The sequence below is a fragment of the Nonomuraea sp. NPDC051191 genome, assembly GCF_044455665.1.
Taxonomy (GTDB): Bacteria; Actinomycetota; Actinomycetes; order Streptosporangiales; family Streptosporangiaceae; genus Nonomuraea.
The window spans coordinates 67,806-92,594 of the sequence record NZ_JBITEZ010000026.1 but is presented as its reverse complement, the minus strand read 5'-3'; the positions used below and the strand labels follow the sequence as shown (position 1 = coordinate 92,594).

The following is a 24,789-nucleotide window of genomic DNA, read 5'->3' as shown; positions in this document are numbered from 1 at the left end:
CGTCCCTTTACGTGTCTTCCTACCTTGCCTGCTCCCCGTCGCGGAACGGACCAGCCAGGGAGCACGATTCGGTATCGATAGCCCCAAGCTCCCCCAGCCACACGCTCATCTGTGGTGACCCGTGTCCCACCGGAAGCCCGGCCACCACGGGCACCCCGAGCGGCGCCAGCCGGTCCACCAGCACCGGGTACGGATCGCCGCAGTCCACCCACGACCCCAGCACGATCCCGCGCACCCCGTCGAACGCCCCCGCCTGGAGCAGTTGCGTCACCATCCGGTCGATCCGGTACGGCTCCTCCCCGATGTCCTCCAGCAGCACCAGCCTGCCGTCGAACGAGGGCTGGTACCGGGTGCCGCACATCGAGGCGAGCAGCGACAGGTTGCCGCCGGTGAGCACGCCCTCGGCCCGGCCGGGCACCAGCACCCGGTCGCCGCGCACGGTCGCGCGCTCCCCGGCCAGCGCCGCCCACAGGCTCTCCCACGAGCTCGGCTCGGGGCCCTGCTCGCCGGCGATGAGGTCGCAGGCCGGCATCGGGCCGTGCAGCGTCGGCACGCCCAGCTCGATCGCGAAGGCGTTGTGCAGGGCCGTGATGTCGCTCGACCCGACGAGCACCTTCGGCCCGGCCGCGCGCATGGCGTCCCAGTCGAGCAGGTCGAGCAGCCTGGCCGCGCCGTAGCCGCCCCTGCCGCAGAAGACCACCGAGACGGCCGGGTCGCACCAGGCGGCCTGGAGGTCGGCGGCGCGGGCGGCGTCCTCACCGGCCAGGTAGTCGAGGTCCTGGCGGTCGAGCGCGTGCGGCCCGGCCACCACCTTCAGACCGCGGGCCTCCAGCCGCTCGACACCCCGCCCGAGCAGGACGGCCGAGGGCGGCCCCGACGGCATGACGATCGCGACGGTGTCACCTTGCTGCATCGATCAACTCCTGGACGCCTGGGAGCGCCGGGGCCCGCGTAAGCACCGAAACGCTGATTGGCTCGTTCACCTGCCAAACGGTGTCACACTTGTGGTCCAGTATGCGACTTCCGCCCCACATCCTCGTGGTCAACGGCATCAAGGTCCGCAGGCCCGTCTTCCTGCTCGGTGCCCCGCACTCCGGCGCGGACCTGCTGGCCCGTGCCCTGAAACGCTCCCCGGGCTTCCACGTCACGACGGGCCGCGCGAACGTGGCGCACGTCGTGTACGCCTTCGCCCGCAAACCCTCCATCGGCCGCACGTCGGGGGCGGTCCGCGTGCTGCGCGACGCGCTGGCCGAGTCCTGGCAGGTCTCCCCGCGTTCGTGCGCGCAGTGCGCCGAGCCGTGCCGGGAGGCGGGCGGCGTGACCGGCAGCGGCCCGTGCGTGGCGGCGGAGGAGGTGACGCGGTTCGGCGACGGCAGCCCCGACCTGCTCTACAGCGCGCTCGTGCTGCTCCAGGCGTTCCCCGACGCCCGTTTCGTCCAGTTGATCAGGGACGGCAGGGACGCCGTCGCCGGCATGCTCGGCGACCCGGCGTGCCTGGCCTGGTTCAAGCCCGCGATGCTCTCCGAGAGCACCGAGTTCCCCAACACCTTCCTCGGCGTCAACAAGGACGAGCACCTCGACCGGTGGAAGGGCATGCCCACGGCGGGCAAGGCGGCGCTGCGCTGGCGCAGCGCCGTGCGGCTGAGCGCCGAGCTGCGCCGGGAACTGCCCGAGCAGCAGCTCCTCACCGTCCGCTACGAGGACCTGGCGCTCAAGCCCGCCGAGACGATCGCCGCGCTCACCGGCTTCCTGGAGACGCGGGTGTCCAAGATCGCCCTGTACGGCTCCCGCGCCCCCGAGGTCGGCGCCTGGCGCGAGCGGCTGCGGCCGGCCGACCTGGAGCTGGTGGAGAAGGTGGCCCGCCAGGAGCTCACCCGGCTGGGCTACCTCCCGAGCTGAACTGCGTGCGGTAGAGCTCGGCGTAGTGACCGCCGCGCTCCAGCAGCTCCTCGTGCCGGCCGCGCTCGGCCACGCGCCCGTCGTGCACGACGAGGATCTCGTCGGCCTCCCTGATCGTGGACAGCCGGTGGGCGATGACCAGCGACGTACGGCCCTGCAGGGCCTTCTTGAGCGCGAGCTGCACGGCCGCCTCGGACTCGGAGTCGAGGTGCGCGGTCGCCTCGTCGAGCACGACCACCCGCGGCGCCTTCAGCAGCAGCCTGGCCAGCGCGAGCCGCTGCTTCTCGCCGCCGGACAGCCGGTAGCCGCGGTCGCCGACGACGGTGTCGAGCCCGTCGGGCAGCCCCTCGACGAGGTCGCCGATCTGCGCGGCGCGCAGGGCGTCCCGGATCTCCTCGTCGCTCGCGCCGGGCCGGGCGTAGCGGAGGTTGGCGCCGATCGTGTCGTGGAAGAGGTGGGCGTCCTGCATGACGACGCCGACGGTGTCGCGCAGCGAGTCGAGCGTGGCCTCGCGCACGTCGAGCCCGTTGATCCGGACGGCCCCCGCGCCGACGTCGTAGAGGCGGGAGACCAGGGAGGTGATGGTGGTCTTGCCCGCGCCGGAGTGGCCGACCAGGGCGATCATCTCCCCGGGACGGGCGGTGAACGAGACGCCCTTGAGCACCTCCTGCGACGGCCCCCCGGAGTCCTGCCGGGCCACCGACTCCAGCGAGGCCAGCGAGACCTCCTCGGCCGACGGGTAGCGGAAGCGCACGTCGTCGAAGTCGATGGTGACCGGCCCCTCGGGCACCGGCCGCGCGCCGGGCCGCTGGGCGACCATCGGCTTGAGGTCGAGGATCTCGAAGACGCGGTCGAAGCTGACCAGCGCCGTCATCACGTCGACGTGCACGTTGGACAGGGACGTCAGCGGGCCGTACAGGCGCATCAGCAGGGCGGTCAGGGCCACCAGGGTGCCCAGCTCGAAGGCGCCCCCGACGGCGAGCACGCCGCCGATGCCGTAGACCAGCGCGGTGGCCAGGGCGGCGACCAGGCCGAGCGCGACCCGGAACACCGTGCCGTACATGCCGACGGTCACGCCGACGTCGCGGACGCGGGCCGCGCGGGCGGCGTAGGTGGCCGCGTCGTCCTCGGGCCGGCCGTAGAGCTTGGCGACCATGGCGCCGGCCACGTTGAAGCGTTCGGTGGTGACCGAGCTCATCTCGGCGTCGAGCTGCATCTGCTCGCGGGTGAGCGCGGACATGCGCCGGCCGACGTACTTGGCGGGCACGATGAAGATCGGCAGCAGCACCAGCGCGACCAGCGTCACCTGCCACGACAGCGCCAGCATCGCGCCCAGCACCAGGACCAGGCTGACCACGTTGGACACCACCGACGACAACGTGCTGGTCAGCGCCCGCTGGGCGCCGATCACGTCGCTGTTGAGCCTGCTGACCAGCGCGCCGGTCTGGGCCCGCATGAAGAAGGCCACCGGCATGCGCTGCACGTGGTCGAACACCTCGGTGCGCAGGTCGTAGATGAGCCCCTCGCCGATGCGCGCGGAGAACCAGCGTTGCGCCAGCGTCAGCCCGGCGTCGAGGACCGCGAGCGCGGCGATGGCCACGGCCAGGCCGATCACCACGCCGGTGCGCCCGGTCAGGATGCCGTCGTCGATGATCGCCTTCATCAGCAGCGGGTTGGCGACCACGATCACCGCCCCCACCGTCACGAGCAGCAGGAACGCCACGATCTTCCTGGTGTGCGGGCGCGCGTGCCGCCCGATGCGCCGGACCGTGCCCGGCGCGATGCGCTGCTTGGTCACCGAGCCGTCACGGCGCAGCGACGTCCAGACATGAGGGCCGAAGCCCCCTCCCATCATCGCCATACGGGGGATCCCTCCTCCTCCCCCGGGTCAGCGTCACGAGGACACCCGGCGATTCCACGATCCGCTCACGGCGAACCAGAGCCCCGCCCCCGAGCGGTGGCTCTAACGCGGTCCGAACAGGGATCTGATGCGCTTGGCCTGTTCCCTGCCCTCGGCCGCACTCTGCTCCTCCAGGGAGCGCGCCCGCGCCCCCTGGAGGAGGCGCTTCGTCGCCACCGCCGCGTCCCGGTTCGTCGACAGCAGCTCCGCGATCTTGTTCTGTACGGTCTTGTCCAGGTCGCCCCCGGCGACCACCTGCTCCGCGAGGCCGATGCGCATGGCCTCCTCGGCGTACACGTTCCTGGCGGTCAGGCAGATGTCGATCGCCTTGGCCAGTCCGACCAGCTCGACCAGCGGTTTGGTCCCCGTCAGATCCGGGACCAGGCCCAGTGCGGGCTCTTTCATGCAGAAGGTGACGTCGTCGGCCACGATGCGCAGGTCACAGGCGAGCGCGAGCTGGAACCCCGCGCCGATCGCGTGCCCCTGCACGGCGGCGATGGAGACGATCTCCGGGCGGCGCAGCCACAGGAACCCGTCCTGGGCCTGACGTATGCGCTGCTCGAAGGTCTCGCCGTCGGTTGCGGCGGCCGAACTGAACGAGCCCTGTCCGGGCACTCCCTCTGGTGTGAACATCCGCAGGTCGATTCCTGCCGAGAAGGACGGTCCCTCACCTTTGACGACGACGACGCGCACCTGCTCGGGCAGGCTCTCGCCGATGCGAGCCAGCGCCGACCATGTCGCGAACGTCTGTGCGTTGCGCTTTTCCGGCCGGTCCAGCGTGATCGTCGCTATCTCACCGTCCACCTCATGACGAAGCCCGATCTCCGCCAGCCTTTCGGCAGAGACGTCCTCCGCGTTCCCCCCGCGCTGTTGCGCCTGTGCTTCCGCCATCGCCTGCTCCCTCCGTCCGGTCGCGCACGGGGTGCGAGACCAAGGCTGACCGTCGCGCCCGAGCTTACAGAATATGATTCTGGCTCGGGCGCGACAGCGACTGACAAGGGACGGGCGGCTGCGGTCGCACGTACCGAGGCAGCCGTCAGCGCTTGGACTTGCCTCGAGTCGCCCCGCCGCGCCCGCGCAGAGTCACACCGGACTCGCTAAGGATGCGGTGGATGAACCCGTAGGACCGACCGGTCGAAGCGGCCAGGGCGCGGATGCTCTCGCCCTGCGCATAGCGCTTCTTGAGATCGCCGGCCAGTTTTTCCCGGTCGGCCCCGGTGACCCGGGTGCCCTTCTTCAGTGTCTCGGCCACGAGTACCTCCTGTAGTGCCGGACTTCCGCAGCGTTACTCCGCCATGATCAGTCATTTCAGCGGGATCGGCTACCTACTCCACGGGAAAAGATCCGTACCCACTCAAATTAAGATCAGGCAAGTGCCACAAGATCGGAAAATTCGTCGCTCCACGCGTCTTCAGTTCCGTCAGGCAGCAAGATCACCCTATCCGGTGACAAGGCGTCAACGGCACCCTCGTCATGGGTGACGAGGACGATTGCTCCTGAATACGACCTCAGAGCGTTGAGAACCTGCTCGCGGCTGACCGGATCGAGGTTGTTCGTGGGCTCGTCGAGCAGCAGGACGTTGGCGCTCGACAACACCAGGATGGCCAGCGCCAGCCGGGTCTTCTCGCCGCCGGACAGGACACCGGCGGGCTTGTCGACGTCGTCGCCGGAGAACAGGAACGAGCCGAGGACCTTGCGCAACTCGGTGTCGGTGAACTCGCCGCCCGCCGAACGCATGTTCTCCAGCAGCGTACGAGAAGGGTCGAGAGTCTCGTGCTCCTGGGCGTAGTAGCCGACCTTCAGGCCGTGGCCGGGCTTGAGGTCGCCGGTGTCGGGGGACTCGATGCCGCCGAGTATGCGCAGCAGCGTGGTCTTGCCGGCGCCGTTGAGGCCGAGGATGACGACCCTGTGACCTCGGTCGATGGCCACGTTGACGTCGGTGAACACCTCAAGGGAGCCGTAGGACTTCGACAGGCCCTCGGCCATGAGCGGCGTGCGGCCGCACGGCCGGGGCTCGGGGAAGCGCAGGCGGGCGACCTTGTCGCTCTGGCGCTCCTCCTCGGTGCCGGCCAGCAGGCGGTGGGCCCGGCGCATCATGTCCTGGGCCGCCTTGGCCTTGGTGGCCTTGGCGCGCATCTTGTCGGCCTGGGCCAGCAGCGCGCCCGCCTGCTTCTCGGCGTTGGCCCGCTCGCGCTTCCTGCGCTTCTCGTCGGTCTCGCGCTGGGCCAGGTAGGCCGTCCAGCCGACGTTGTAGTGGTCGATCATCGAGCGGTTGGCGTCGAGGTGGAGGACCTTGTTGACCGTGGCTTCAAGAAGGCCGACGTCGTGACTGATGATCACCAAGCCACCTTGATGAGAGCGCAAAAAATCACGAAGCCACCCGATTGAGTCCGCATCTAGGTGGTTTGTCGGCTCGTCTAGAAGGAGAGTTTCCGCTCCGCTGAAAAGAATTCGCGCCAATTCCACGCGACGCCGCTGACCGCCGGAAAGCGTTTGCAACGTCTGGCCGAGGACCCGGTCGGGCAGACCGAGGCTGGAGGCGATGGAGGCGGCCTCGGACTCGGCCGCGTAGCCGCCCAGCACGTGCATCTGGTCTTCGAGCCGGCCGTACTTCCTGACGGCCTTCTCGCGGGTGCGCTCGTCGGCCGAGGACATGCCGACCTCGGCCTCGCGCAGCTTGCGCAGGACCTCGTCGAGGCCGCGCGCGGACAGGATGCGGTCGCGCGCCAGCACCTGCAGGTCGCCCTGACGGGGGTCCTGGGGCAGGTAGCCGATGCTGCCGGAGGAGGTGACCGCGCCCGCGGCGGGCAGCGCCTCGCCCGCGAGCACCTTGGTCAGCGTGGTCTTGCCCGCGCCGTTGCGGCCGACCAGACCTATCTTGTCGCCGGGGTTGACCCGGAAGGAGGCGTTCTCGATGAGCAGACGCGCGCCCGCGCGCAGCTCGATGTCACTGGCGATGATCATGTTGGCGGACACTCCCGAGCTAGGAAACGAGGATTGGGCGTGCGACCGCCGGTCAATCGGGAGTATGCATACAGATCAGTGTAGGGCCCCCGTGCCAGGCGCTACCTCTGCTTATAGGGGCTCCAGGTGCCCCGCGGTACGCGTGGGACGGGCGGTCTCAGCCGGGAAGAGGGGTCGCCGCGCCGGCGGCCATCCCGTCGAGCATGAGGTGCAGATACTTCTCCGGACGGGCGGCCACCGGACCGGGCAACCCGTCCGGATGGCAGGTGAAGACGTTGAGCAGGCTGACGACGTCCTCCCAGGTCACGTCGTGACGCATGCCACCCTCCGACTGGGCCCGGCGGACGAGCCCCTGGAGCAGGCCGAGCCAGCGCTCCTTGCTCTCGGCGAACTCCGCCGTGCCCGCGATCGCCTCCTGCGGCAGGTGGGCCAGCGCGGCGGCCAGCGCGACGCGTCCGGGGGCGGCGGCCCACAGCACGAAGCCGCGCAGCGCGCTCCAGGCGTCCCGCTCGCCGTCCGTGGCGTGTTCCAGGGCCTCGGCCAGCGACTGGACGTAATGCTCGCCGAGCGCGGCGATGAGCGCCTCGCGGTCGGGGAAGCGGCGGTAGAGGGTGCCCACGCCGACGCCCGCGTGCCGCGCGATGAGCTCCATGGGCGCGTTGACGCCGCGTTCGGCCATGACCTGGGCGGCGGCGTCGAGGATCTTGACCAGGTTCCTTCTGGCGTCCGCGCGCACGTGGCGACCTCCTAAGTGGACGAATTGTTTCCGCTTAGTGTACCGTCCAGCCAAGCGGACGAAGAGATTCCACTTAGGAGGCCATCATGATCGTGATCACCGGCGCGACCGGTTCCATCGGCCGGGCCCTGGTCGCCCAGCTCGCCGGCCAGGACGTGCTCGCGGTGTCCCGTAAGCCCGCCGACCTGGGCGTACGGCACGCCGTCGGCGACTTCACCGCCCCGGAGACGATCGGCAGGCTGCTGTCCCCCGGCGACCGGCTGTTCCTCAACAGCTCGCCGTTCCCCGCGTTCGCCGAGCGGCTCAACGAGGTGATCGACCTGGCCGCCGAGGCGGGCGTGGCGCAGATCGTCGAGGTCTCCGTACGCGACGCCGCCCCCGGAGCCGCGCTCAGCGCCGGACCCCACGGCGAGGTCGACGAGCACCTGCGGGCCTCGGGCGTGCCGCACGCGATCCTCCAGCCGACCGGGTTCATGCAGAACCTCCTCGGTGAGGTGCGCGGCGACCGTTTCCACGGCTCCTGGGGCACCGGCGGCATGAACTACATCGACGCCAGGGACATCGCCGCCGTGGCCGCCGCCCTGCTGACCCGGCCGGTGGGGGCCTCGGGCTCCTACCTGCTGACCGGGCCCGAGTCGCCCAGCCACGAGGAGATCGCCGCGACGATGACCGGCGTGCTCGGGCGTCCCGTCTCCTACGTGGACCTGCCGGTGCCGGAGATGGCCGCGCGGCTGGCCGGGCAGGGCATCCCGGAGCCGTTCGCCACCGAGCTGGCCACCGCGCAGGCGACGCTGAGCCGGACCGGCTGGGCGGAGATCACCACGACCGTCGAGGAGGTCACCGGCCGGCCGCCGCGCACCCTGGCCGCCTTCCTCGCCGACCACGCCGACGCCTTCCTCCCCGCCTCCTGACCGCTCCCCGGCCTTCTGCCCGCGCCACCGACCGACCGCTCCCCCGGCCTCCCGACCCCGCCACCGACTACCGCGTGGTCGCCTCAGGACGGGTCGACCACGCGGATCCGTACGGCACGGAACTGGGCGGGCGTCTCGCGCAGGACCGCGAGCCGCGGGTCGGGCACCGTCAGGAACGGCTCGCTCTCCAGCGCGAACACCGGCGCGAGCCGCCGGTCGCCGCGCAGCGTGTCGACCGCCCGCCGGTCGCCGCCCAGCACCACCGCCGCCAGCTCCCCCAGCCGCGGCACGAGCACCCGCACGGCCGTGTCCGCCGCGCTGTCGAACGCCTGGGCCGCCTGCTTCTGCCGCCTCCTGGCGAAGCGCTGCTGCGACCACCCGCCGGCCGCCGTACGCCCCTGCACCAGCCGGGAGCCGACCTTGGACTCCAGCAGCTCGGCGCCGTGGAACACCCCGGCCGCGTAACCGCCGAGCCGCACCAGCAGGACGCCCACCCGCCGCGCGGCCCGCGCGTGCGCGACCAGCCCGGTCACGTACGGCGGGCCGGGGGCCATGGGCGGGAACGGCGCGTGCAGCTCGGCCAGCGCGCCGTCGACGGCGGTCAGGCGGACCACGCGGTCGTCGCCGGTGGCCTCGAAGGGCCCGTGGCGGGCGGCGAACCCGTCGATCCAGGGGTGCACGCGCTCGGGCGGCACCGTCACCCACCGGCCGCCGCCTCTGGCCGGACGCGCGCTCATGCGGGAAGGGTAACCGAACGACATTCCCTTCACGGAAAGGGGGGAACTATAGCGGAAATGTCGGTGAACTTCGTTTCGGGGGACTTCTGCCGTACCCGTGCCGGCCGGATCATCTGAACGTGTCCTCCCTGCTCACCAGCCCCATGGTGGATCTTGACACCGGGGCAGTCATCGCGCAGCCCGCGGTCGTCGACCCGGCGGGCGTCCTCCGGGCGGCACCGCTGCCCATGGTGCTGGAACTGCCCCTGCACGTGGTGCTCGCGGGCGCCGGGGCGCTGGCCCCCCTCCACGAGGCCCTCCGGCGGGCGGGCAGGCACCCCCGGGAGGCGATCCTGATGCTCACTGGATCGTGCCAGGAGTCGGACCGCCCGCTGCTGAAGGTCGGCCTCGACGGGCTGCGCACGATCGGCTACCTGCTGGGCTTCGCCGACGTGGGCGCGGGCGGCCCGGCGCTGGACGTCGTCACCGACTCCGCGCCGTACCTGCTGGCGCTGGACGAGGAGCTGGTGACCAGGCTGCCGGGCGACCACCGGGCGGCGGCGGTGGCGCGCGCGGTGGTGACGCTGGCCCGCGGGATCGGCGCGCACGTGCTGGCCCCCGGCGTCGAGCGCGAGGGGCAGGTGTCGGTGGCCAGGGGGCTGGGCGTGCGCCTGGCCCACGGCCCGCTGCTGGCTCCCGGCCCGGACGGCAAGATCCGGGTGCCGCTGCCCGTGGCCGACGAGTCGCCGGACACGCTGATGCTCGGGCCGCGCGTGCAGGAGATGCTGCTCCCGGCGGTGACGCTGCCGGCCGGGGCCAGGGCGGAGGAGGCGGTGGCGGCGTTCGGGCACGAGTCCACGATCACCAGCGTCATCCTGGTGGACGAGTACCAACGTCCCAAGGGCAGCCTCGACCGCAGCCGCTTCCTGCTGTCGTTCGCCGCCCGGTACGGGCACGCCCTGCACGGCTCCAAGCCCGCCCAGCGCCTGGCCGACCCGCCGCGCACCGTCCCGAGGACGACCCCGGCCATCGCCGCCATGCAGGCGGCGGGCCGGGACGCGGCCCGCGTCTACGACGACCTGGTGGTGACCGACGAGCTCAATCGCTGCCTGGGCATCGTCCGGGTGGCGGACCTGATCCGGCAGATCGCCGCGATGCGGACCTGAGCCCCGGCCGGACCCGGCCTGAGGCCCGGCCTCAGACCCAGCCCTGCGCCCTGGCCCGGCGCACGGCCTCGATGCGGTTGCGCGCGTGCGTCTTCTGGATGGCCGAGGACAGGTAGTTGCGCACGGTGCCCTCCGACAGGTGCAGGCGCAGGGCGATGTCCCCGATCGTGGAGCCGTCGGCGGCGGCGGCCAGCACGTCGCGTTCGCGCGCCGACAGCGGGTTCGGCCCCGCGCTCAGCGCCGCCGCGGCCAGCCCCGGGTCGATGACCCGCTCCCCCGCCTGCACCCGGCGGATGGCCGCCGCGAGGTCCTTGGCCGGACTGTCCTTGACCAGGAACGCCACCGCCCCGGCCTCCATCGCGGTCCGCAGGTAGCCGGGCCGCCCGAACGTCGTCAGGATCATCACCCGGCAGCCCGGCACCCGGCCGGCGATCTCGGCGGCGGCGGTGAGCCCGTCCTTGCCGGGCATCTCGATGTCCAGCAGCGCGATGTCGGGGCTCACGGCGAGCGCGACGGCGACGGCCTCGTTCCCGTCGGCGGCCTCGCCGACGACCTCGATGTCGGGCTCCAGGCCGAGCAGCGAGGCCAGCGCGCCGCGGATCATCCCCTGGTCCTCGGCCAGCATCACCCGGATCACGCGGCCGTCCCCACCTGGGCCGGGACGAGCACCCGCAACCGGAACCCGCCCTTGGGCGCGCTGCCGGCCTCCATGGTGCCGCCCGCGCCCGTCACCCGTTCGCGCAGGCCGCTGAGCCCGCTGCCGGTGCCCTGCGGCTCGCCGCCGCGTCCGTCGTCCATGATCTCCAGGGTGGCGCTTGATCCGTCGTACGTCACCTGGATCTCGCAACGGGCGGCCCGCGCGTGCCGCACGACGTTGGTGACGCCCTCGCGCACCCCCCAGCCGAACAGCCCGTCGAGCAGGTCGGGCAGCGGCGTTCCGGACACCCGCACCTCGGCCCGCACGCCCGCCGCCCGCAGCACCGACCGCGCGCCGTCGAGCTCCTCCGACAGGCTGCGCTGCCGGTAGCCGGTGACCGCCTCGCGCACCTCCACCAGCGCCTGCCTGGCGACGGACTCGATGTCGGCGATCTCCTGCCGCACCTGCGGCGACTCCTCGGCCAGCCGCCCGGCCAGCTCGCTCTTGAGCACGATCAGCGACAGGCTGTGGCCGAGCAGGTCATGCAGGTCGCGGGCGATGCGCAGGCGCTCCTCGGTGGCCGCCAGCCTGGCCACCTCGCCCTGCGCCTCGTGCAGCCTCATCGTCAGCACCCTGCTGTTGCGGATGCTGATGAACAGCACCCCCAGCGTGACGACCTGAAGCCCCAGGACGATGACGCCGGCGAACTCGTCGCCGGTCACCAGCCCGGCCGCCACGACCACCGCCAGGTTCACGCCCACCCCGGCCAGCGCCCAGGCGGGCGGCAGGGTGAACCCGTAGAGCACGACCGTGTAGACCGGCAGGGTGAGCCAGGCGCCGCCGAAGGCGAACGCGCTGACCAGCGCGATCGACGAGGTCACCGCGAGCAGGGGGAAGGTGGCCCGCGAGCGCTCGTGGAAGCTCTTGGCGCTGACCACCGTGCCGACGAAGCAGCCGACGAAGGCGAGCAGCGCCACGGCCCCCCACACCGCGCGGGCGCCCGTGACGCCGCCCGCGACGATCTCGGCGATCGGGAAGACGAGGTAGACCATGCCGACGGACATGCCGAGCAGCCTTCGTCTGGGCGAGGGCCGCCCGTCCCCGAAGTGCAGCTTGTCGGCGAAACTCATGCCCGAACAGTAGCCCGGCGGTAGAGGTAGGCGGCAGCCCCGCCCAGGACGACCGCCCATCCGGCGACGACCAGCACGTCCGTCAGCTCCACGCCGTGCCCGGCGACGATGCTCCAGCCGAGGCTGGCGTAGTGGTAGGAGGGCATGACGTTGGCGACGGTCCGCATGGTCTCGCCGAACACCTCGGGCGGGAACCACAGGCCGCCCGCGATCGCCAGCACGAACATGCAGATCATCGAGGCCGGCTGCGCCGCGTCGGCCGTCAGCAGCGACCCGATCGCCAGGCCCAGCGCGATGAACGGGATCGTCCCCAGCCACATGGCCAGCATCAGCGGCACCCACTGGCCGACCGGCATCGACACGCCCTGCTGGACGACGCCGACGACGGCCACCAGCAGCAGCGAGGGCAGCACGAGCAGCATGGCGGTGCCGAGCTTGGTGGCGATGATCATCCAGTTCGGCAGCGGGGTGATCTGGAGCTGGCGCAGCCAGCCGGACTGGCGTTCGGTCGCCCACGGCACCGCCGAGCTCATCATCGACGAGGCCAGCGCCCCGTACGCGGCCATGGAGACCATCAGCACGACGCTGTAGCGCACGCCGGCGCCGTCGGTCTGCTTGCCGTAGATGTTGGCGTTGATCAGGTACAGCACGACCGGGAAGACCACGACGAAGATGATGTAGCGCCGGTTGCGCAGCATGCGCATGGCCTCGGTCTTGGCGTAGAACAGCATCAGGACTCCCTGGTGAGCGCGAGGAAGGCGTCTTCGAGGTCGGCGCCGGCGAGCTGGATGCCCCGGATGTCGAGCTCGGTGCCCCGGTACAGGGCGGCCACGGTCGCGTCGGGGTCGGAGGTGTGCAGCGTGGCGGTGCCGGCGGCGACCTCGACGGCGGTGACGCCGGGCAGCCGGTCGAGCCCGGCCGCGGGCTGGTCGCCCAGGGTGAAGCGGACGACCTGCCCGCCCACGCCCGCCTTGATCTCGGCGGCGGTGCCGTCGGCGGCCAGCCGGCCGCGGGCGATGACGATCACCCGGTCGGAGTGCTCGTCGGCCTCCTCCAGGTAGTGGGTGGCGAACAGCACGGTCCTGCCGCCGGCGGCGTAGTCGTGCATGCTGGCCCAGAAGCGCAGCCTGGACTCCACGTCCATGGCCGCGGTCGGCTCGTCCAGCAGCAGGATCTTCGGCGCGCCCGCGATGGCCAGAGCGAACCGCACGCGCTGCGTCTGGCCGCCGGACAGCTTGTTCGCGCGCCGCTTGACCAGCTCCGACAGGTCGGCCAGCTTGAGGATCTCCTCCAGCGGCAGCGGGTCGGGGTAGAGCCTGCGGACCAGGTCGATGAGTTCCTTGACCGACAGCTCGGGGATGAGGGCGCCGTTCTGGAGCATCGCGCCCAGCTCACCGGCCCGCACCGCGTGCTCGGGCGAGCGGCCGTGGATGGTGACCGTGCCGCTGCTGGGCCGCAGCAGGCCGAGCAGCATGTTGATCGACGTGGACTTGCCCGCGCCGTTGGGGCCGAGCAGGGCCACGGTCTTGCCCGGCTCGATGGCGAGCGAGAGGTCGTCGACGGCAAGCACGTCCCCGTAGCGCTTGCTGACCTGGTCGAACACGATGGCGTTCATGTCAGCAAACGCTACGGGCGCGGCCTTTTCCCCGTTAGTGCGATCCTTCCGGGGTTGACCGTGACATTTGTCAGAGGCGGCAGGCGTAGATGTCGGTGACCAGGATGGCCCGCGCGCCGATGTCCCAGAGCTGGTCCATCACCTGCTGGTGGCCCTTGCGCCGGACCATGGCCCGGACGGCGACCCAGCCCTCGCGGTGGAGCGGCGAGACCGTGGGCCCCTCCATGCCGGGTGTGAGGGCGATGGCCTCCTCGATGCGCTCGGCGCGGATGTCGTAGTCCATCATGACGAAGTCGCGGGCGTGCACGACGCCCTGGAGGCGGCGTACGAGCTGGCCCATGCCCGGCGTCTCCGGCGCGCTCTGCCGCTTGATCAGCACGCCCTCGGAACGCATGATCGGGTCGCCGAACACCTCCAGGCCGACGTTGCGCAGCGTGGTGCCGGTCTCCACGACGTCGGCGACCGCGTCGGCGACACCGAGCCGGATCGCGGTCTCGACGGCGCCGTCGAGCTTGATCACGCGGGCGTCGACGCCCTGGTCGGACAGGTACTTGTCGAGCAGCCCCGCGTAGGAGGTGGCGATGCGCTGCCCGTCGAGGTCTTTGACCGACGACATCGTGCCCGCCTTGGCGGCCAGGCGGAAGGTGGAGCCGCCGAAGCCGAGCGGCATGATCTCCTCGACCGGCGCGCCGGAGTCGATCAGCATGTCGCGGCCGGTGATGCCGAGGTCGAGGGTGCCCTCCCCGACGTAGACGGCGATGTCGCGGGGACGCAGGAAGAACAGCTCGCAGCCGTTGTCCTCGTCGAGGACGACGAGTTCCTTGCTGTCCCTGCGGGGCCGGTAGCCGGCCTCCTTGAGCATGTTCTGGGCGGCATCGCTGAGCGCGCCCTTGTTCGGTACTGCCAGACGCAGCATGTTCGGGTCTTCTTCCTCACTCATGGATCGACGGGACGCCGGGGCGGGCGCGGAAGCGCCCTAGAGATGCTTGTACACCTCGTCGAGCCCGATGCCCTTGGCGATCATGAGCACCTGCACGTGGTAGAGGAGCTGGGAGATCTCCTCCGCCGCCCTGTCGTTCGACTCGTGCTCGGCGGCCATCCAGCTCTCGGCGGCCTCCTCGACGACCTTCTTGCCGATGGCATGCACGCCGGCGTCGAGCGCGGCCACGGTGCCCGAGCCCGCGGGCCTGGTACGCGCCTTGTCTGACAGCTCGGCGAACAGCTCTTCGAAGGTCTTCATGGTCTCTCTCGTCGGTCGGTTGGCGTGCCTGACAAGCCTAGTCTGCGCACGACGATGACACCGCCCGGAGTCCGCCACGCGAGACGGCGACTTCCTGCCCGCCGTACGGGGGCGGCTTGGCCGGGGAGGGCCGTTCTAGGCTGGTGGTCATGGACATCGCGACCGTGGGCAAGCTCTGGGACGCCGATCCGGGCTGGCTCAACACCCCTTCGTACGGCCTTCCGCCGCGTCCGGCCTTCGAGGAGCTGCAGGCCGTGCTGACCCAGTGGCGGCACGGCAGCAGCGACTGGACGCCCTGGGACGCCTCCGTCGGCCGGGCCCGCACGGCCTTCGCGCACCTGGTCGACGCCGACCCCGCCGACGTGACGATCGGCTCGACGGTGTCGCAGATCATGTCCACGGTGGCCACCGCGCTGCCGCCGGGGGCGCGGGTGCTGGTGCCGGAGATCGAGTTCACCAGCAACCTGTTCCCGTGGGCGGTGGCGGCCGAGGTCGAGACCGTGCCGGCCGACCGCCTGGCCGACGCCGTCACGAGCCGGACCGACGCCGTCGCCTTCAGCCTCGTGCAGTCGGCCACCGGCTACGTCACGCCGCTGCACGACGTCGTCGCCGCCGCCCGCGCCCATGACGCGCTGGTCATCGCCGACGGCTCCCAGGCGTGCGGGTGGCTGCCGGTGTCGGTGGCCGACGGGATCGACGTGCTGGCGTGCGCGGCGTACAAGTGGCTCATGGCGCCGCGCGGGGCCGCGTTCGGCTACCTGTCTCCCCGGGTGCGCTCCCGGATGCGCCCGCTGGCGGCCAACTGGTACGCCGGCGAGGACCCGGGCGGCTCCTTCTACGGGCCGCCGCTGCGGCTGGCCTCCGACGCCCGCGCCTTCGACCTGTCGCCGGCCTGGTTCTGCTACGTGGGCGCGGCGCCCGCGATCGAACTGCTCAACGAGATCGGCGTCCAGCGCGTCCACGAGCACGACGTCGCGCTGGCCAACCGCTTCCGGGCCGGGCTCGGGCTGGAGGCGTCCGACTCGGCGATCGTGTCGGTGGAGGCTCCGGGCGAGCGGCTGGCGGCGGCCGGCATCCGCGCCGCCGTACGCGCCGGCCGCGTCCGCGCGGGCTTCCACGTCTACAACACCCCCGACGACGTGGACCGCGCCCTTGACGCCCTGACCTCGTGACGTCCCGACCTCGTGACGTCCCCGGGAACGACGAAGCCCGCCGCGCCTTCCCCGGAGGGAGGCGCGACGGGCAGTCGGTCGTTCAGGCGGGATCAGCGCTCGAAGCGGCGGCCGCCGCCGCCGTTGTTGCGGCGGAACCCGCCGTTGCCGCGCTCCTCGGAACGGTAGCCGCCGCCGGAGCGGAAGCCGTCGCGGGGGGCGCGCTCGTCGGAGCGGGCGGGCCGGTCACGGTCGCCCGAGACCGGACGGCCGCGGTCGGCGCCGAAGCGGCCACGGTCGTCGGACCGGAAACCGCCGCCGCGCTGGCCGTCACGGTAGCCGCCGCCACGCGGGCCCTCGGACCGGTAGCCGCGGTCGTCCTGACGGAACGGCCGGTCGTCGGAGCGGAAACCGCCACGGTCGTCCTGACGGGCGGGACGGTCGTCGGCGGGACGGAACCCGCCGCGGTCGTCCTGACGCGCGGGACGGTCGTCGGAGCGGAAGCCGCCGCGCCTGCGGTCGTCGCCGAACGTGCGCGGCTCGGAGGAGCGCTGCCCGCCGCCGAACGGCCGCTCGCCCTCGGCGTGCCGGCGCGGACGACGGTCCTCGCCACCGGACTCCTCGTGGCGGCGCGGACGGCGGTCGTCGCCACCGGCGAAGGAACCGTCCTCGTGCCGGCGCGGACGACGCTCGCCGTCGAACTCGCGGCGCGGACGACGCCCGCCCCGACGCTCGGCGCCGCCGTGACCGCCCTCACGGCGCGGGCGCAGCGGCTTGCGCACGTCGGGCTCCCACACGGGGATGGCCTCGCCGCTCGGCGTCCTGGCCCCGGTCACCTCGGCCAGCCGGGGGTGCCCCGGGGTGGCCTTGAGCCGGAACGGGTGGATCCCGGCGCGCCTGGTCAGCGCGTCGGTCGAGCGGCGCTCGTTGGGCAGCACCAGCGTGACGACGGTGCCCTTCTCACCCGCGCGGGCGGTACGACCGCCGCGGTGCAGGTAGCTCTTGTGGTCCTGCGGCGGGTCGACGTGCAGCACCAGGCTGATGTTGTCGACGTGGATGCCGCGGGCCGCGACGTCGGTGCAGACCAACACGTTGATCGAGCCCTCGCGGAACTCGGCCAGGATGCGGGTGCGCTGGTTCTGGCGCTTGCCGCCGTGCAGGCCGCCGGACTTGATGCCGACCCGGGCCAGCTGCTTGCACAGCCGGTCGACGCCGTGCTGGGTGCGGACGAAGATGATCGTCCGGCCCTCGCGGTTGGCGATCTCGGCCGTGACGTCGAACTTGTCGTCACGCGTGACCTGCATCACGTGGTGCTCCATGGTGTCGACCGGAGAGGTCGCCGGGGCCACGGAGTGGGTGATCGGGTCCTTGAGGAAGCGGCGCACCAGCTTGTCGACGTCGCCGTCGAGGGTGGCCGAGAACAGCAGTCGCTGCCCCTCGGGCGCGGTCTGGGCCAGCAGCTCGGTGACGACCGGGAAGAAGCCGAGGTCGCACATGTGGTCGGCCTCGTCCAGGACGGAGACCTCGACCTGCGCGAGCGAGCACTCGCCCTGCCGGATCAGGTCGCCCAGGCGGCCCGGGGTGGCGATCACGATGTCGACGCCGCGGCGCAGCGCCTCGATCTGCTTGCCCATGGACATGCCGCCGACGACGACCTTCATCCGCAGCCCGAGGCCGCGTCCGAGCGGTTCGAGCGCGTCGTGCACCTGAAGCGCCAGCTCACGGGTGGGCACAAGGATCATCGCGCGCGGGTGGCCGGGAGCGGGCCGCACCCCCGCGATACGCGCCATGGTCGGCAAACCGAAGGCCAGGGTCTTGCCCGAGCCGGTCTGGCCGCGGCCGAGGACGTCATGGCCGGCCAGCACGTCGGGGATCGTCGCACTCTGGATGGGGAAAGGGCTGTCGATGCCCTGCTTGGCCAGACCGCTGATGAGCGGCTTGGGAAGGCCGAGCAGTTCGAACTCCGACGGGCCCGTCTCGGGGGCGGTCTCGTCGAACGCGGGCATGACAGAGTCAAGCATGGTCACGAAATTCGTGCCTTTCAGTCGAAGTGGCGCGTCACTTCTGCGAAAGGACGAGCCGGGACATACGGCCTGATGCCGTACACGTTGCAGTACGCCCGCCATCGAGGCGGGACTTCACAGGGGAGATACACCGGGGCACCGGCCGCAGGCGGCGCGATGACGCGAGATGAGGCGTCTGGTGTATACCTGGTGCCAACGCCGGGGATGTTAGCGGATATTCCCTGGCTGGTTACGGACCTTCCGAAACCCCTCCTTGGCACACTGAAACGGCTGACGCCGAACGCCAGCCATTTCAGCTAAAGATCAGACGTTGAAGCCTAGCATACGGAGCTGCTCACGCCCCTCGTCAGTGATTTTGTCAGGGCCCCACGGCGGCAGCCAGACCCAGTTGATCTTGACGTCGGAGACCATGCCCTCAAGGGCCGAGTGGGCCTGGTCCTCGATGACGTCGGTCAGCGGGCAGGCCGCGCTGGTCAGCGTCATGTCGATGGTGGCCACCGGCTGACCACCCTCGGACGGGTCGAGGTTGAGCCCGTAGATCAGCCCCAGGTCCACGACGTTGATGCCGAGCTCGGGGTCGACGACGTCCTTGAGCGCCTCCATGACCTCCTCGACGGTGGTGTCACCGTCGAAACCGGTCGGAGTCTCCACAGGCTTGCTCATCGGGCACTCCTCACAACAGCGTCCTTGTAGGCCATCCACGACAGCAGCGCGCACTTGACGCGCGCCGGGAACTTGGCCACGCCCGCGAACGCCACCGCGTCCCCGAGCACCTCCTCGTCGGCCTCGACCTGCCCCCGGCCCTGCATGAGCCGGGTGAACTCGTCGACCACCGACAGCGACTCCTCGACCGTCGAGCCGGTGGTCAGCTCGTGCAGCACGGAGGCGGCCGCCTGGCTGATCGAACAGCCCTGGCCGTCGTAGGAGACGTCTTCGATCTTACCGGCGTCGCCCACCCTGACCCGCAGCGTGATCTCGTCGCCGCACGTCGGGTTCACGTGGTGAACCTCCGCGTCGTACGGCTCGCGCAGCCCCCGCCCCTGCGGGTGCTTGTAGTGTTCCAGGATCAGCTCCTGGTACATCGACTCGCCGATCATGGCTATGCGAACACCTTCTGAACGTGATGGAGGCCGCGCACCAGGGCGTCGATCTCGCCCGTGGTGTTGTACAGGTAGAACGACGCCCGGGTGGTCGCCGGTATTCCGAACCGCAGGTGCAGCGGGCGCGCGCAATGGTGCCCGACGCGTACGGCCACCCCGAACTGGTCGTCCAGGATCTGCCCCACATCGTGGGGGTGTATGCCTTCCAGCGTGAACGACAGCGTGCTGCCGCGCTGGTCGAGCGAGTCGGGCCCGATCAGGCGCAGCGACGGCACCTCGCGCAGGGCGTCGAGGGCGTAGGCCGTCAGCGAGCGCTCGTGCGCCTCGATGGCGTCCATGCCGACCCCGGTGAGGTAGTCGACCGCCGCGCCCAGGCCGATGGCCTCGACGATGGGCGGCGTGCCCGCCTCGAACTTGTGCGGGATCGGCGCGTACGTCGAGCGGTCCATCCAGACCGCCTCGATCATCTCGCCGCCGCCCAGGAACGGGGGCATGGCCTCCAGCAGCTCGGTACGGCCCCACAACACGCCGATGCCCGAGGGGCCGACCATCTTGTGACCGGTGAAGGCCACGAAGTCGGCGCCCAGCGCGGCCATGTCCACCGGGTGGTGCGGCACGGACTGGGAGGCGTCGAGCATGATCAGCGCGCCGACCTCGTGCGCCCGCGCGGCCACCGCGGCGACCGGGTTGACCGTGCCGAGCACGTTCGACTGGTGGGCGATCGAGACGATCTTCGTCCGCTCGGTGACGACGGCCGGGTCGAAGTCGAGCCGCCCGTCGTCGGTGACGCCGAACCACTTCAGCGTCGCGCCGGTGCGCTGCGCGAGCATCTGCCACGGCACGATGTTGGAGTGGTGCTCCATCTCGGAGATGACGATCTCGTCGCCGGGGCCGAGGGCGAAGCGGGGGTCGGTGTTGGCGGGGTTGCCGAAGGAGTAGGCCACGAGGTTGAGGGCCTCGGAGGCGTTCTTGGTGAAGATCACCTCATCGCGCGAGCCCGCCCCGACGAACGCCGCCACCTTGTCGCGCGCGCCCTCGTACGCCTCGGTCGACTCCGCACCGAGGACGTGCATGGCCCGCCCGACGTTGCTGTAGTGCAGCGCCAGGTGGTCGCGCATGGTGTCGATGACCTGGTTGGGCTTCTGTGAGGAGTTGCCCGAGTCGAGGTAGACGAGCGGTCGCCCGTCGGGCAGCTCGCGGGAGAAGACCGGGAAGTCCTTCCTGATCTTCTCCACGTCCAAGCTGGTGGAAGTCATGCAGACGCCTTCGTGTACTGCTCGTAGCCCTCGGCCTCAAGCTTGTCGGCCAGCTCCGGCCCACCCTCCTCGACGATCCGGCCGCCGGCGAAGACGTGCACGAAGTCGGGCTTCACGTACCGCAGGATTCGGGTGTAGTGGGTGATCAGCAGCACGCCGGTCTCGCCCGTGGAGCGGAAGCGGTTGATGCCCTCGGAGACCACGCGCAGCGCGTCGACGTCGAGGCCGGAGTCGGTCTCGTCGAGCACGGCGATCTTCGGCTTGAGCAGTTCGAGCTGGAGGATCTCGTGGCGCTTCTTCTCGCCGCCGGAGAAGCCCTCGTTGAGGTTGCGCTGGGCGAAGGCGGCGTCGATGGACAGCGCGTCCATGCCGGCCTTGAGGTCCTTGGCGAACTCGCGCAGCTTGGGCGCCTCACCGCGGACCGAGGTGACGGCCGAGCGCAGGAAGTTCGACACCGACACGCCGGGGACCTCGACCGGGTACTGCATGGCGAGGAACAGGCCGGCGCGGGCGCGCTCGTCGACCGACAGCTCCAGCAGGTCGACGCCGTCGAGCAGCACCTGGCCGCCGGTGATCGTGTACTTGGGGTGACCGGCGATCGCGTAGGCGAGCGTGGACTTGCCCGAGCCGTTGGGGCCCATGATGGCGTGCGTCTCGCCGGACTTCACCGTCAGGTTGACGCCGCGCAGGATTTCCTTGTCCTCGACGGCGACCTTGAGGTCACGGATCTCTAGGGTGGACATGTTGTTATGACTCCTTCGAGAGCGAGACGAGGACGTCATCGCCGTCGATCTTGACTGTGTAGACGTTCACGGGCTTGGTGGCGGGCGGGCCGGTCGGCTTGCCGGAGCGCACGTCGAAGCACGAGCCGTGCAGCCAGCACTCCAGCGTGCCGTCGTAGACCTCGCCCTCGCTGAGCTTCACCTCGGCGTGCGAGCAGACGTCGTGCAGGGCGAAGACGTCGTCGCCCTTGCGCACCAGCGCCACCGGGGTCTCCCCGACCTCGACGCCGATGACGCCGCCGTCGGGGATGTCGGCGATCTGGCAGACCTTCTCGAAACTCATCGCGCGAGCTCCGCCTCCACCGCGGCCAGCACCCGGTCGCGGATCTCCTCGATCTGGATCTTCTCGATGAGCTGGCCGAGGAAGCCCCTGATGACCAGGCGGCGGGCCTCGTCGTAGGGGATGCCGCGGGCCTGGAGGTAGAAGATGTGCTCGTCGTCGAGGCGGCCCGAGGCCGAGGCGTGCCCGGCTCCGGCGACCTCGCCGGTGAGGATCTCCAGGTTGGGGACCGAGTCGGCGCGGGCGCCGTCGGTGAGGAGGAGGTTGCGGTTGAGCTCGTAGGTGTCGGTGCCCTCGGCCTCGACCCTGATGATCACGTCGCCGATCCAGACGGCGTGCGCGTCCTGCCCCTGCAGCGCGCCGCGGTAGTCGACGTTGCTCTTGCAGTTGGGCTGGGAGTGGTCGACCAGGAGGCGGTGCTCCAGGTGCTGGCCGGCGTCGACGAAGTAGACGCCCGACATGTCGGCGTCGCCGCCCGGCGCGGTGTAGGCCACGCTGGGCGAGAGCCGGACCAGGTCGCCGCCGAGGGTCACCACGAAGCTGCGGAAGGTGGCGTCCTTGGCGAGCTGGGCGTGGTGGTGGGAGACGTGGACGGCGTCGTCGTCCCAGTCCTGGAGGCTGACGACCTTGAGGTCGGCGCCGTCGCCGACGACGAACTCGATGTTGTCGGCGTAGACGGCGCTGCCCTTGTGGTCGAGCACGACCACGGCCTCGGCCATCGGCTCCACCTTGACCACGATGTGGCCGTAGGCGGCGCCGTCGCCCTCACCGGTCAGGGTGAGCACGGTCGGCCGCGACGTGACGGCCTCGCGCGGCACCGTGATCACGGTCGCCTTCTCGAAGCTGTTCCACGCCTGCGCGCTGACCCGGTCGGTGGGCGTGAACGCCTTGCCGACGCGGGCGTCGTCGCGCCCGACCGTCTCCACGACGACCTCGGGCGCGGCCTCGACGTCGAGGCGCACGTGGCCCACGGGGTCGGCCTTGCCGTTGTGCAGGCCCTTCAGGCGGGAGAGCGGCGTGAAGCGCCACGACTCCTCGCGCCCGTTCGGGACCTCGAAGTCGCCCAGGTCGAAGGACGCCTTCTCGTGCAGGGTCGACAGGGGCTTCTCGTTCAGGCCCATCAGCCGACGGCTCCTTCCATCTGCAGCTCGATCAGCCGGTTGAGCTCGAGCGCGTATTCCATGGGCAGCTCACGGGCGATCGGCTCGACGAAGCCGCGCACGATCATCGCCATCGCCTCGTCCTCGCCGAGCCCGCGGCTCATGAGGTAGAAGAGCTGGTCCTCGCTGACCTTGGAGACCGTGGCCTCGTGGCCCATCGAGACGTCGTCCTCGCGCACGTCGACGTACGGGTAGGTGTCGGAGCGGCTGATCTGGTCGACCAGGAGCGCGTCGCACTTGACGGTGCTGGCGCTGCCGTGGGCGCCCTCCTCGATCTGCACGAGACCGCGGTAGGAGGTGCGGCCGCCGCCGCGCGCCACCGACTTGGAGATGACGCTGGAGCTGGTGTTGGGCGCCAGGTGCACCATCTTGGAGCCGGCGTCCTGGTGCTGGCCCTCGCCGGCGAAGGCGACGCTCAGCGTCTCGCCCTTGGCGTGCTCGCCCATCAGGTAGACGGCCGGGTACTTCATCGTGACCTTGGAGCCGATGTTGCCGTCGATCCACTCCATGGTCGCGCCCTCGTAGGCGACGGCGCGCTTGGTGACCAGGTTGTAGACGTTGTTCGACCAGTTCTGGATGGTCGTGTAACGGCAGCGGGCGTTCTTCTTCACGATGATCTCGACGACCGCGCTGTGCAGCGAGTCGGAGGAGTAGATCGGCGCGGTGCAGCCCTCGACGTAGTGGACGTAGGAGTTCTCGTCCACGACGATCAGGGTCCGCTCGAACTGGCCCATGTTCTCGGTGTTGATCCGGAAGTAGGCCTGCAGCGGGATCTCGACCTCGACGTTCGGCGGCACGTAGATGAACGAGCCACCGGACCACACGGAGGTGTTGAGCGCGGCGAACTTGTTGTCGCCGACCGGGATCACCGAGCCGAAGTACTCCTTGAAGAGCTCCTCGTGCTCCTTCAGGCCCGTGTCGGTGTCGACGAAGATGACGCCCTTCTCCTCAAGGTCCTCACGGATCTTGTGGTAGACGACCTCCGACTCGTACTGGGCCGCGACGCCGGCGATGAGGCGCTGCTTCTCCGCCTCGGGGATGCCGAGCTTGTCGTAGGTGTTCTTGATGTCGGCGGGCAGCTCGTCCCAGGAAGCGGCCTGCTTCTCGGTCGAGCGCACGAAGTACTTGATGTTGTCGAAGTCGATGCCGGTGAGGTCGGAGCCCCAGGTGGGCAGCGGCTTCTTGTCGAACAGGCGGAGGCCCTTCAGGCGAAGGTCGAGCATCCACTCCGGCTCGTTCTTGAGCGCGGAGATGTTGCGGACGACCTCCTCGGACAGGCCACGCTTGGCCGCCGCGCCCGCGGCATCCGGGTCGGCCCAGCCGAACTTGTAATTCCCGAGGCCTTCCAGCTCCGGGCGGTCGGTGACAGTCACCTTCCGGTCTCCTTGCTCTTGTCTCTGTGTGCGGATTCAGCCAGCGACTTCGGGCTCACGTGGGTCGTGCAGACCCCGTCGCCGTGCGCGATCGTGGCCAGGCGCTGCACCGGGGTGCCGAGCAGTTGCGCGAACGCCTCCGTCTCGGCCTCGCAGAGCTGCGGGAACTCCGCGGCCGCGTGAGCCACCGGGCAGTGGTGCTGGCAGAGCTGGTCGCCGCCCGACTTGGCCTTGCTGGCCGAGGCGGCGTACCCCTCTGCCGACAGCGCCTGCGCCAGCACCTGTACGCGCTGGTCCGCCGGCACCGTCCGCATGACCGGCTCCAGCCGCGTCAGCAGGCTCGACACCTGCGAGCGGGCGAAGTCGGTCACGGCTTCTCGCCCCATGCGCTCGGCCAGGAAGCGGAGTGCGCTCCCGGCGAGGTCGTCATAGGCGTGCTCGAAAGCACTGCGCCCCGCGTCGGTGATGGCGAACAGCTTGGCGGGCCGTCCGCGCCCACGCTGACCGCGCGGCCTGACCGTGCGAGGCTCTATCATTCCCTCGGCCAGCAACGCGTCGAGGTGCCTGCGCACCGCGGCGGGCGTCAGCCCCAGCCGCTCGCCGAGCGAGGCGGCCGTCACGGGACCATGCTCGAGGATCAGCCTGGCGACACGCGCGCGTGTGCTGCGCTCGCTACCGGGCTCGATCGTGGGCATGTTTTTCACAACATCAGTGTGCCGTAATTCCTTCCCGGTTCACAAACGAATCGG

The 24,789-nt window shown here is 70.8% G+C and carries 26 protein-coding genes; 4 read left to right on the top strand and 22 right to left on the bottom strand.

Annotated elements, in window-relative coordinates; all coding sequences use genetic code 11:
• Positions 1 to 19: 19 nt before the first annotated feature.
• Complete coding sequence (locus ACIA8R_RS48050) at positions 20 to 913, bottom strand: LD-carboxypeptidase (protein WP_357705786.1); 894 nt, start codon at positions 911 to 913, stop codon at positions 20 to 22.
• Between the two features lie 101 nt (positions 914 to 1,014).
• Between ACIA8R_RS48050 and ACIA8R_RS48045 the strand changes: the two genes are divergently transcribed.
• The gene (locus tag ACIA8R_RS48045) at positions 1,015 to 1,899 is read left to right on the top strand and encodes a sulfotransferase family protein (protein ID WP_397044619.1); all 885 of its coding nucleotides are present in this window, start codon (positions 1,015 to 1,017) and stop codon (positions 1,897 to 1,899) included.
• Here the strand turns inward: ACIA8R_RS48045 and ACIA8R_RS48040 are convergent.
• From ACIA8R_RS48040 to ACIA8R_RS48020, 5 genes are all read right to left on the bottom strand, one after another.
• Positions 1,871 to 3,760 (bottom strand): ABC transporter ATP-binding protein, encoded by a 1,890-nt coding sequence (locus ACIA8R_RS48040; RefSeq protein WP_364098376.1) that lies wholly within the window; start codon positions 3,758 to 3,760, stop codon positions 1,871 to 1,873. The two genes, ACIA8R_RS48045 and ACIA8R_RS48040, sit on opposite strands and share 29 nt — an antisense overlap.
• A 102-nt stretch (positions 3,761 to 3,862) precedes the next feature.
• Positions 3,863 to 4,690, bottom strand: coding sequence for an enoyl-CoA hydratase/isomerase family protein (locus ACIA8R_RS48035; protein WP_364098379.1), 828 nt, complete (start codon positions 4,688 to 4,690; stop codon positions 3,863 to 3,865).
• 145 nt (positions 4,691 to 4,835) lie between these two features.
• Positions 4,836 to 5,051, bottom strand: a complete 216-nt coding sequence (locus ACIA8R_RS48030; RefSeq protein ID WP_125642298.1) for a helix-turn-helix domain-containing protein — start codon at positions 5,049 to 5,051, stop codon at positions 4,836 to 4,838.
• A gap of 113 nt (positions 5,052 to 5,164) precedes the next feature.
• On the bottom strand, positions 5,165 to 6,763 hold the full coding sequence (locus ACIA8R_RS48025; protein WP_397044617.1) for an ABC-F family ATP-binding cassette domain-containing protein: 1,599 nt from the start codon (positions 6,761 to 6,763) through the stop codon (positions 5,165 to 5,167).
• Between the two features lie 157 nt (positions 6,764 to 6,920).
• The gene (locus ACIA8R_RS48020; protein ID WP_397044615.1) at positions 6,921 to 7,499 is read right to left on the bottom strand and encodes a TetR/AcrR family transcriptional regulator; all 579 of its coding nucleotides are present in this window, start codon (positions 7,497 to 7,499) and stop codon (positions 6,921 to 6,923) included.
• A gap of 86 nt (positions 7,500 to 7,585) precedes the next feature.
• On the opposite strand from ACIA8R_RS48020, the gene ACIA8R_RS48015 reads away from it, so the two are divergent.
• Positions 7,586 to 8,410, top strand: coding sequence for an NAD(P)H-binding protein (locus ACIA8R_RS48015; RefSeq protein WP_397044613.1), 825 nt, complete (start codon positions 7,586 to 7,588; stop codon positions 8,408 to 8,410).
• Positions 8,411 to 8,493: 83 nt separating this feature from the next.
• On the opposite strand, the gene ACIA8R_RS48010 is transcribed toward ACIA8R_RS48015, so the two are convergent.
• Positions 8,494 to 9,147, bottom strand: a complete 654-nt coding sequence (locus tag ACIA8R_RS48010; RefSeq protein WP_397044611.1) for an acVLRF1 family peptidyl-tRNA hydrolase — start codon at positions 9,145 to 9,147, stop codon at positions 8,494 to 8,496.
• A 119-nt stretch (positions 9,148 to 9,266) separates the two neighbouring features.
• On the opposite strand from ACIA8R_RS48010, the gene ACIA8R_RS48005 reads away from it, so the two are divergent.
• Positions 9,267 to 10,292 (top strand): EAL domain-containing protein, encoded by a 1,026-nt coding sequence (locus tag ACIA8R_RS48005; protein WP_397044609.1) that lies wholly within the window; start codon positions 9,267 to 9,269, stop codon positions 10,290 to 10,292.
• A gap of 31 nt (positions 10,293 to 10,323) precedes the next feature.
• Here ACIA8R_RS48005 and ACIA8R_RS48000 read toward each other — a convergent pair whose 3' ends face one another.
• The 6 genes from ACIA8R_RS48000 to ACIA8R_RS47975 form a co-directional block, all read right to left on the bottom strand.
• Positions 10,324 to 10,929: a response regulator transcription factor gene (locus ACIA8R_RS48000; RefSeq protein WP_357705776.1), complete on the bottom strand. Its 606-nt coding sequence runs from the start codon at positions 10,927 to 10,929 to the stop codon at positions 10,324 to 10,326.
• Entirely contained in the window at positions 10,926 to 12,059 is a 1,134-nt protein-coding gene (locus ACIA8R_RS47995) for a sensor histidine kinase (RefSeq protein WP_364098396.1), read from the bottom strand. Before ACIA8R_RS47995 ends, ACIA8R_RS48000 begins: the two co-directional genes overlap by 4 nt.
• On the bottom strand, positions 12,056 to 12,790 hold the full coding sequence (locus ACIA8R_RS47990) for an ABC transporter permease (protein ID WP_357705774.1): 735 nt from the start codon (positions 12,788 to 12,790) through the stop codon (positions 12,056 to 12,058). Before ACIA8R_RS47990 ends, ACIA8R_RS47995 begins: the two co-directional genes overlap by 4 nt.
• The gene (locus tag ACIA8R_RS47985) at positions 12,790 to 13,674 is read right to left on the bottom strand and encodes an ABC transporter ATP-binding protein (protein ID WP_364098399.1); all 885 of its coding nucleotides are present in this window, start codon (positions 13,672 to 13,674) and stop codon (positions 12,790 to 12,792) included. The genes ACIA8R_RS47990 and ACIA8R_RS47985 overlap by 1 nt, the downstream gene beginning before the upstream one ends.
• Before the next feature lie 70 nt (positions 13,675 to 13,744).
• Positions 13,745 to 14,590, bottom strand: a complete 846-nt coding sequence (gene hisG, locus ACIA8R_RS47980) for an ATP phosphoribosyltransferase (protein WP_357705816.1) — start codon at positions 14,588 to 14,590, stop codon at positions 13,745 to 13,747.
• A gap of 60 nt (positions 14,591 to 14,650) precedes the next feature.
• Positions 14,651 to 14,914, bottom strand: coding sequence for a phosphoribosyl-ATP diphosphatase (locus ACIA8R_RS47975; protein WP_189652386.1), 264 nt, complete (start codon positions 14,912 to 14,914; stop codon positions 14,651 to 14,653).
• A gap of 149 nt (positions 14,915 to 15,063) precedes the next feature.
• Here ACIA8R_RS47975 and ACIA8R_RS47970 point away from each other — a divergent pair, with 149 nt between their 5' ends.
• Positions 15,064 to 16,086, top strand: coding sequence for an aminotransferase class V-fold PLP-dependent enzyme (locus ACIA8R_RS47970; RefSeq protein ID WP_397044605.1), 1,023 nt, complete (start codon positions 15,064 to 15,066; stop codon positions 16,084 to 16,086).
• A gap of 92 nt (positions 16,087 to 16,178) precedes the next feature.
• On the opposite strand, the gene ACIA8R_RS47965 is transcribed toward ACIA8R_RS47970, so the two are convergent.
• The 9 genes from ACIA8R_RS47965 to ACIA8R_RS47925 form a co-directional block, all read right to left on the bottom strand.
• Positions 16,179 to 18,086 carry a DEAD/DEAH box helicase gene (locus ACIA8R_RS47965; protein WP_397044603.1) on the bottom strand — a complete coding sequence of 636 codons (1,908 nt, stop codon included), beginning with the start codon at positions 18,084 to 18,086 and terminating at the stop codon, positions 16,179 to 16,181.
• Positions 18,087 to 18,392: 306 nt separating this feature from the next.
• Positions 18,393 to 18,752: a metal-sulfur cluster assembly factor gene (locus ACIA8R_RS47960; protein WP_357705770.1), complete on the bottom strand. Its 360-nt coding sequence runs from the start codon at positions 18,750 to 18,752 to the stop codon at positions 18,393 to 18,395.
• A complete protein-coding gene (gene sufU, locus ACIA8R_RS47955; RefSeq protein ID WP_357705769.1) occupies positions 18,749 to 19,186 on the bottom strand; it encodes a Fe-S cluster assembly sulfur transfer protein SufU in 438 nt (145 codons plus the stop codon). Before sufU ends, ACIA8R_RS47960 begins: the two co-directional genes overlap by 4 nt.
• A gap of 2 nt (positions 19,187 to 19,188) precedes the next feature.
• Complete coding sequence (locus tag ACIA8R_RS47950; protein ID WP_357705768.1) at positions 19,189 to 20,445, bottom strand: cysteine desulfurase; 1,257 nt, start codon at positions 20,443 to 20,445, stop codon at positions 19,189 to 19,191.
• Positions 20,442 to 21,188, bottom strand: coding sequence for a Fe-S cluster assembly ATPase SufC (gene sufC / locus ACIA8R_RS47945; RefSeq protein ID WP_352325533.1), 747 nt, complete (start codon positions 21,186 to 21,188; stop codon positions 20,442 to 20,444). The genes ACIA8R_RS47950 and sufC overlap by 4 nt, the downstream gene beginning before the upstream one ends.
• Before the next feature lie 4 nt (positions 21,189 to 21,192).
• Entirely contained in the window at positions 21,193 to 21,510 is a 318-nt protein-coding gene (locus ACIA8R_RS47940; RefSeq protein WP_357705767.1) for a non-heme iron oxygenase ferredoxin subunit, read from the bottom strand.
• Positions 21,507 to 22,628 carry a Fe-S cluster assembly protein SufD gene (gene sufD, locus ACIA8R_RS47935; RefSeq protein ID WP_397044600.1) on the bottom strand — a complete coding sequence of 374 codons (1,122 nt, stop codon included), beginning with the start codon at positions 22,626 to 22,628 and terminating at the stop codon, positions 21,507 to 21,509. Before sufD ends, ACIA8R_RS47940 begins: the two co-directional genes overlap by 4 nt.
• Positions 22,628 to 24,040 (bottom strand): Fe-S cluster assembly protein SufB, encoded by a 1,413-nt coding sequence (gene sufB / locus ACIA8R_RS47930; RefSeq protein ID WP_364098414.1) that lies wholly within the window; start codon positions 24,038 to 24,040, stop codon positions 22,628 to 22,630. The genes sufD and sufB overlap by 1 nt, the downstream gene beginning before the upstream one ends.
• Complete coding sequence (locus ACIA8R_RS47925) at positions 24,037 to 24,735, bottom strand: metalloregulator ArsR/SmtB family transcription factor (protein ID WP_352328768.1); 699 nt, start codon at positions 24,733 to 24,735, stop codon at positions 24,037 to 24,039. The genes sufB and ACIA8R_RS47925 overlap by 4 nt, the downstream gene beginning before the upstream one ends.
• Positions 24,736 to 24,789 lie beyond the last annotated feature (54 nt).

What these genes read in the sequence shown, in the direction of transcription:
- ACIA8R_RS48050 (WP_357705786.1), bottom strand. Translation starts at nt 913, where the DNA reads ATGCAGCAAGGTGACACCGTCGCGATCGTCATGCCGTCGGGGCCGCCC.
- ACIA8R_RS48045 (WP_397044619.1), top strand. Translation starts at nt 1,015, where the DNA reads ATGCGACTTCCGCCCCACATCCTCGTGGTCAACGGCATCAAGGTCCGC.
- ACIA8R_RS48040 (WP_364098376.1), bottom strand. Translation starts at nt 3,760, where the DNA reads ATGGCGATGATGGGAGGGGGCTTCGGCCCTCATGTCTGGACGTCGCTG.
- ACIA8R_RS48035 (WP_364098379.1), bottom strand. Translation starts at nt 4,690, where the DNA reads ATGGCGGAAGCACAGGCGCAACAGCGCGGGGGGAACGCGGAGGACGTC.
- ACIA8R_RS48025 (WP_397044617.1), bottom strand. Translation starts at nt 6,763, where the DNA reads ATGATCATCGCCAGTGACATCGAGCTGCGCGCGGGCGCGCGTCTGCTC.
- ACIA8R_RS48015 (WP_397044613.1), top strand. Translation starts at nt 7,586, where the DNA reads ATGATCGTGATCACCGGCGCGACCGGTTCCATCGGCCGGGCCCTGGTC.
- ACIA8R_RS48010 (WP_397044611.1), bottom strand. Translation starts at nt 9,147, where the DNA reads ATGAGCGCGCGTCCGGCCAGAGGCGGCGGCCGGTGGGTGACGGTGCCG.
- ACIA8R_RS47995 (WP_364098396.1), bottom strand. Translation starts at nt 12,059, where the DNA reads ATGAGTTTCGCCGACAAGCTGCACTTCGGGGACGGGCGGCCCTCGCCC.
- ACIA8R_RS47990 (WP_357705774.1), bottom strand. Translation starts at nt 12,790, where the DNA reads ATGCTGTTCTACGCCAAGACCGAGGCCATGCGCATGCTGCGCAACCGG.
- ACIA8R_RS47985 (WP_364098399.1), bottom strand. Translation starts at nt 13,674, where the DNA reads ATGAACGCCATCGTGTTCGACCAGGTCAGCAAGCGCTACGGGGACGTG.
- hisG (WP_357705816.1), bottom strand. Translation starts at nt 14,590, where the DNA reads ATGCTGCGTCTGGCAGTACCGAACAAGGGCGCGCTCAGCGATGCCGCC.
- ACIA8R_RS47975 (WP_189652386.1), bottom strand. Translation starts at nt 14,914, where the DNA reads ATGAAGACCTTCGAAGAGCTGTTCGCCGAGCTGTCAGACAAGGCGCGT.
- ACIA8R_RS47970 (WP_397044605.1), top strand. Translation starts at nt 15,064, where the DNA reads ATGGACATCGCGACCGTGGGCAAGCTCTGGGACGCCGATCCGGGCTGG.
- ACIA8R_RS47965 (WP_397044603.1), bottom strand. Translation starts at nt 18,086, where the DNA reads ATGCTTGACTCTGTCATGCCCGCGTTCGACGAGACCGCCCCCGAGACG.
- ACIA8R_RS47960 (WP_357705770.1), bottom strand. Translation starts at nt 18,752, where the DNA reads ATGAGCAAGCCTGTGGAGACTCCGACCGGTTTCGACGGTGACACCACC.
- sufU (WP_357705769.1), bottom strand. Translation starts at nt 19,186, where the DNA reads ATGATCGGCGAGTCGATGTACCAGGAGCTGATCCTGGAACACTACAAG.
- ACIA8R_RS47950 (WP_357705768.1), bottom strand. Translation starts at nt 20,445, where the DNA reads ATGACTTCCACCAGCTTGGACGTGGAGAAGATCAGGAAGGACTTCCCG.
- sufC (WP_352325533.1), bottom strand. Translation starts at nt 21,188, where the DNA reads ATGTCCACCCTAGAGATCCGTGACCTCAAGGTCGCCGTCGAGGACAAG.
- ACIA8R_RS47940 (WP_357705767.1), bottom strand. Translation starts at nt 21,510, where the DNA reads ATGAGTTTCGAGAAGGTCTGCCAGATCGCCGACATCCCCGACGGCGGC.
- sufD (WP_397044600.1), bottom strand. Translation starts at nt 22,628, where the DNA reads ATGGGCCTGAACGAGAAGCCCCTGTCGACCCTGCACGAGAAGGCGTCC.
- ACIA8R_RS47925 (WP_352328768.1), bottom strand. Translation starts at nt 24,735, where the DNA reads ATGCCCACGATCGAGCCCGGTAGCGAGCGCAGCACACGCGCGCGTGTC.